Consider the following 5,507-nt stretch of genomic DNA (forward strand, 5'->3'; position numbering starts at 1 on the left):
TGCTGCACGCGTTCGCGTTCGAGCCGCCGCCGACGTTCGTCCCGACGACGCAGACGGTGTGCTTGCCCGGGCCGATGCCGGTCAGCGTGGCCTGGAAGCCGTGCTTCGAGTAGTACCCGGGGAACGCCTTCGCCGCGGTGTCGCTCACCTGGTCGGCCGTGCCCGTCTGGACCTTCTTGCCGTCCACCGTGTACGTCACGCCGATCGGCTGGACGGTGTCGGGGTCGACGGCGTACCCGCTGACGCGCAGCGAGCCGAGGGTCGGCGACGAACCGGACTCGATCGTCACCTTCGGCGGACCGGTCGGCGTCTGGAACGTCGTGCAGACGTTGCTGTTGCCGCCGGGGCCGACGTTGATCGCGATGATGCAGAGCTGGTGCTTGCCCGCCGGGACGCTGCTGCGGGTGAACAGGATCGCGTGGTCGTCACCGTAGCCGGGGAGCGCCTTGTCGAGCCCGGCCTTGGTCTGGTCGGCCGTGAACGAGGTCAGCGGCTTGCCGTCCAGGTACAGGTGGACGCGCAGTGGCGCGATCGTGTCCGGGTCGGCCGTCCAGCCGCGGATCTTCAGCTTGCCCGGCACCGTGGACGATGCCTCGTCGATGATGATCCACGGCGGACCGCTGGCCTTCGTCACGGACTTCGACCCGAGCTGGGTCCACTTGCCCGTCGACGAGTCCTTCGCCCACGTGCTGATCGTGTGCTTCCCGGCGCCGATGCCGCCGATCGTCGCGGAGTAGCCGTGCGCCGAGCCCCAGCCGGGGTAGGTCTTCTCGACGTCGGTGCGCGAGGCGCTGGCCGTCCAGGACTTCTTCACGACGTTGTCCACGCGGAGCTGCACGGCGACCGAGGACGTCGTGTCCGGGTCGATCGCCCAGCCGCGCACCGAGAGCTTGTCCGCGGCGAGCGTGGCCTGGTCGAGCTTGCCGAACGGCGCGCCCGTCCGGACGGTCACCTGCTGGCACCCGAGCAGCGCGTTCGCGCCCTGGCCCTGGTTGATGCCGAACACGCAGACGTTGTGGCTGCCGCCGCCGATGCCGGTGAGGATGGTCGAGTACCCGTGCGCGGTGTTCCCCGCGCCGAGCCGGCTGGCGAGGTCCGAGCGATTCGCGTTCGCGTCGATCGTCCGCTTGCCGACGCCGTCGACGTAGAACGCGACGCGGATCGGCTTCGTGGCGACGTCGGGGTCGTACGCCCAGCCGCCCACGGTGACCTGGCGGTAGCCGGTCTTCACGGAGTCGACGCTGCCGACGGGCGAGCTGCCGCCGGTGGGCGAGCCGAACCAGTCGGTGTACATCCGCCAGAAGTTCCGGTTGCCGTAGGCCGAGCAGCCGTCACCGGTGCCGTAGAGGTTCGACATCGCGGCCGCGTTCGGGGTGTACGGCGTGTAGATGTACAGCCCGGCGGTCGCCTGGTTCTTGATGTAGACCGTCTTCCGACCGCACGCGGCGTTCGGGTTGTAGAGGATCGAGTTGTTGCGGCCGGCCTGGTACGCCCACGACGTCGGGGACGCCTGGTAGCGCTTGAACTGCAGCGCCGCGGCGTACACCTGCTGCCCGAAGCCGTAGTACTTCGGGTCGCACGGCGCGGTGTCCGGGCAGGCGAAGCCCGTGGCGTGCAGGTACATGTAGCTCGTCGGGCTGTTCGTCGCGACGATCCCCTGCTCCTTCTGCAGCAGCACGAGGAGCACCTTCTGGCTGATGCCGCACGCGGCACCGACCTGCGCGATGACCGTGGCCGCCGACTTCACGCCGCCGTTGATGGCCGAGCACCGTCCGGACACGGCGGCGATGCCGCTCATGTTCTGCGAGAAGTTCTTCAGGCACGCGGGGCCGCCGGACGCCTGCCGGCAGTTCGGCGCGACGCTGTTGAGGAACGACTGCACGGACGACGCGCTCATCGCGGACCCGTTGTAGAAGTTCACGTCGCTGATGATGTTGCCCGGGTCGAACGACGCGGCGGTCGCGGCCGAGGCGGACTCCGTCGTGGTCTGCTCGGACAGCACCGTGCCGAAGGTCAACCCGCTCACCGCCACGGCGAGCGCGGCCACGAGGGCGAGGGACGACCGCAGCGGGCGTCGTCGCCCGTCGGTTCGGATGGATCGCATCACGGCACCTCCGCCGTCATCGGGTCGGACGTGGTCGACTGCGAGCCGACGCGGTAGTCGAGGGTGATCGACCAGGTGCCGCTCGACACCTGGGCCGCGGGGAAGGACACCTGCGCGCAGTTGACGGAGGACGCACTGGCCTCTGCGGTGCTCGTCAGGGTCCGGCTGACACCGCCCTTGGTCGCGGTGAACGTGCACGTGCCGGACGTGTTCGTCGTGCCCGAGACGAGGCCGCCCGCCTGGAGCGTCCGGCTGCCGGTGTCCCAGCCGGCGTACGTGACGAGGGCCGTGGCGGGGAACTCGGACGGGTCGTCGTCGGGTTCCGTGGTCTGGCCGGTGCCGGGGAACGCCGACGGGCTGTCGTCCGTGTCGTCGGGAGTGCTCGCCGACGGGGTCGACGAGGCGGTGGGTGAGTCGGTCGCCGTGACGGTGGCGGTGGCACTCGCCGAGCGCGTGGGAGACGCGGTCGGATCGTCGTCGCTCCCGGCGGAACAACCCGCCGAGAGGAGACTGAGAGCACCGAGCACCGCGATCGCAGCGATCGGCCGTGATGCGAACTGCATGCTGACGGGCCGTCCTGTGGATGTTGACAAGGGTCCGGGTTGCGTCAACGGTAACCCGAAAGTGAAGGTTGAGGGTTAAATCCGCGCACTTTCACCCCCGCACGGGGGCGGACGACAGGTGTCGTTCGATCCGCCGGATGCACCGGCGTCCTGGGTGATGCGGTGAGTATGCTGTTCCGGTCCTGCCCCCACGAACGAAGAGACACATGGTCGATCAAGCCCGCATGGCCGCGCTCGCGAAGGAGCCCCTGGTCGTGGTCGGCGCTCCGACGAGTGCCATCCGAGGAACCTGGCGCGAACTGCGTGACGTGTTCCGGCAGCGCGAGATGCTCGGCATGCTCGTGCGCCGCGACCTCAAGGCGCGGTACAAGGACTCGGCGCTCGGGTTCGTCTGGACGCTCGTCCGGCCGCTGACCCAGCTCCTCATCTACTACTTCGTGATCGGCAAGGTGCTCGGCGCCGCGCACGGCATCGACAACTTCGCGATCTACGTCTTCACCGGCCTCGGGGCGTACACGCTCTTCAGCGAGATCGTCGCCGGGTCGACCGGCTCGATCGTCGGCAACAGCGGCCTCATCAAGAAGGTCTACGTCCCGCGCGAGGTCTTCCCGCTCGCGAGCGTCGGCGCCGCCCTGGTCAACTACGCCATCCAGTTCGTCATCCTGATCGTGGCGACGCTCGTGCTCGGCGCGTTCCCGTTGCACGAGGGCCTGGTCTACCTGGTGCCCTCGCTCGCCGTCATCGTCGTCTACGGCGCCGCCATCGGGCTCGTCCTGTCGGCGCTCAACGTGTACCTGCGGGACGTGCAGTTCGTCATCGACGTCGGCCTGATGGTGCTCCTCTGGGGATCGCCCATCGTGTACTCGTACTCGATGGTCCTCAAGGAGCTGCAGGTCCAGTGGATCCTGACCGTCTACACGAACAACCCGCTGACCCTGTCCGTGCTCGGCATGCAGAACGCCATCTGGCTGCACGACCCCGCGAAGGTCGTCTACCCGGACCACCTCATGCTCCGACTCGGCATCGCGTTCGTCATCGGCCTGTTCTGCCTCATCGGCGCGCAGCGGATCTTCTCCCGCCTGCAGGGCAACTTCGCGCAGGAGCTCTAGACCATGGCCATCAGCACCCCCGTCGCGCCCACCACGCAGCAGGACGGCGACGAGCGCCCCGACGTCATCGTCATCGACCACGTCCGCAAGCGCTTCACCGTCCGCAAGGACAACACCATCCGCGAGCGGATCGTCACGCTCGGCCGCGCCGGCCGGAAGCACCGCCAGGACTTCTGGGCGCTCGACGACGTCACCGTCTCGATCCAGGCGGGCACGACCGTCGGGCTCATCGGTCAGAACGGCTCGGGCAAGTCGACGCTGCTCAAGGCGATCGGCGGGATCATCCAGCCGACGTCCGGCACCGTCTCGCGCCGCGGCCGTCTGGCGGCCCTGCTCGAACTCGGCGCCGGGTTCCACCCGGACCTGTCCGGTCGCGAGAACGTCTACCTCAACGCGGCGCTGCTCGGCCTGAGCCGCAAGGAGACCGAGGAACGGTTCGACGACATCCTCGCCTTCTCCGGCATCGGCGACTTCATCGACACCCAGGTGAAGTTCTACAGCTCCGGCATGTACGTGCGACTCGCCTTCGCGGTCGCCGTGCACACCGACCCCGACGTCCTGCTCGTCGACGAGGTCCTGGCGGTGGGCGACGAGGCGTTCCAGCGCAAGTGCCTCGACCGCATCCGGTCGTTCCAGGAGCAGGGCAAGACGATCATCATCGTCACGCACTCGCTCAGCCAGGTGCAGGAGATGTGCGACCGGGTCGTGCTGCTCAACAAGGGCAAGGTCCTGCACGACGGGGACGCCGTCCAGGCGGTCAGCAAGTTCCGCGACGTGCTCGAGGAGCGCCGCTCCGGCGAGCTCAGCGCCGACGTCGCCGTGGGCCGCGGCACCGTGCTCGGCGCGACCGTGCACGCCGACGGCAAGCAGCACCGCGCCCCCGTCACGCCGGGCGACGACCTGGTCGTGGACATGGAGTTCGAGCACCTCGACGGCGTCACCGACTGGGAGGCCGCCGTCCAGATCAACAACACCGCCGGACAGGTCGTCTACGGCACGACCACCGGGATCATGGGGGTGCACCTCGAACCGCTGCACGGGCGACGGAAGCTCCGGCTCCGGATCACGGACACGAACTTCGGCACCGGCAAGTACTTCATCAACGTGTCGATGATGGACTCCGCCGGCCGGCACCTGCACGACCTGCCGGAGTGCGACTCGTTCGAGGTCCCGTCGTTCGGCGACGCCGTCGGCAGCGTCTACGCCAAGCCCTCCATCGAGGAGCTCGACTGACGCTGCACGACGGCGCCTCGCGCACCGCGGTCGTCGTCGTCAACTGGAACCGTGCCGACCTCACGACCCGCGCCGTCCGCGCCGTGCTCGACGACGGCGCGGCCGACCGGGTCGTCGTGGTCGACAACGGGTCGACGGACGACTCGGTGGCCGTGCTCCGCCGCGACCTGCCGGAGGCGACGGTGCTCGTCCGTGCCACCAACGGCGGGTTCGCCGCCGGGGCGAACGCGGGCATCCGGCACGCGGACGCCGACGTCGTCGTGCTGCTCAACAACGACGCCGAGCCCGCTCCCGGCTTCGTCGCGGCCCTCCGCGACCACCTCGACGCCGCCCCTGCGGCCGTGGCGGCCGTGACGGGCCGCATCGTGCTCTCCGGGCGCTGGTCGCGCCTCCCGGCCCACGCCGCACCACCCGCCGGACGCGCGCTCCGCGACCACGACGGCCGCACCTGGGTCCCCGACCCGGGCGGCGAGGTCCGCCTCAACTCGACCGGCGTCC

The 5,507-nt window shown here is 69.5% G+C and carries 5 protein-coding genes; 3 read left to right on the top strand and 2 right to left on the bottom strand.

Annotated elements, in window-relative coordinates:
* Nucleotides 1–2,104 (bottom strand): hypothetical protein (locus I5E_RS22490; RefSeq protein ID WP_049973424.1); only part of this gene is annotated, 2,104 nt, incomplete at its 3' end.
* Nucleotides 2,104–2,667, bottom strand: a complete 564-nt coding sequence (locus I5E_RS02440; protein WP_022905589.1) for a hypothetical protein — start codon at nucleotides 2,665–2,667, stop codon at nucleotides 2,104–2,106. The genes I5E_RS02440 and I5E_RS22490, both read right to left, overlap by 1 nt.
* Nucleotides 2,668–2,873: 206 nt before the next feature.
* On the opposite strand from I5E_RS02440, the gene I5E_RS02445 reads away from it, so the two are divergent.
* The 3 genes from I5E_RS02445 to I5E_RS21010 form a co-directional block, all read left to right on the top strand.
* Nucleotides 2,874–3,776, top strand: a complete 903-nt coding sequence (locus I5E_RS02445; RefSeq protein ID WP_031261163.1) for an ABC transporter permease — start codon at nucleotides 2,874–2,876, stop codon at nucleotides 3,774–3,776.
* A 3-nt stretch (nucleotides 3,777–3,779) separates the two neighbouring features.
* The gene (locus I5E_RS02450; protein WP_022905591.1) at nucleotides 3,780–5,009 is read left to right on the top strand and encodes an ABC transporter ATP-binding protein; all 1,230 of its coding nucleotides are present in this window, start codon (nucleotides 3,780–3,782) and stop codon (nucleotides 5,007–5,009) included.
* Nucleotides 5,010–5,092: 83 nt separating this feature from the next.
* Nucleotides 5,093–5,507: glycosyltransferase (locus I5E_RS21010; protein ID WP_022905592.1), on the top strand; the 415-nt coding region annotated here is incomplete at its 3' end.

The organism is Curtobacterium sp. B18 (genome assembly GCF_000333375.1).
GTDB lineage: Bacteria > Actinomycetota > Actinomycetes > Actinomycetales > Microbacteriaceae > Curtobacterium.

Bases quoted from the DNA above. Each gene is read 5' to 3' on its own strand.
- I5E_RS02450 (WP_022905591.1), top strand. From the start codon at position 3,780: ATGGCCATCAGCACCCCCGTCGCGCCCACCACGCAGCAGGACGGCGAC.
- I5E_RS02440 (WP_022905589.1), bottom strand. From the start codon at position 2,667: ATGCAGTTCGCATCACGGCCGATCGCTGCGATCGCGGTGCTCGGTGCT.
- I5E_RS02445 (WP_031261163.1), top strand. From the start codon at position 2,874: ATGGTCGATCAAGCCCGCATGGCCGCGCTCGCGAAGGAGCCCCTGGTC.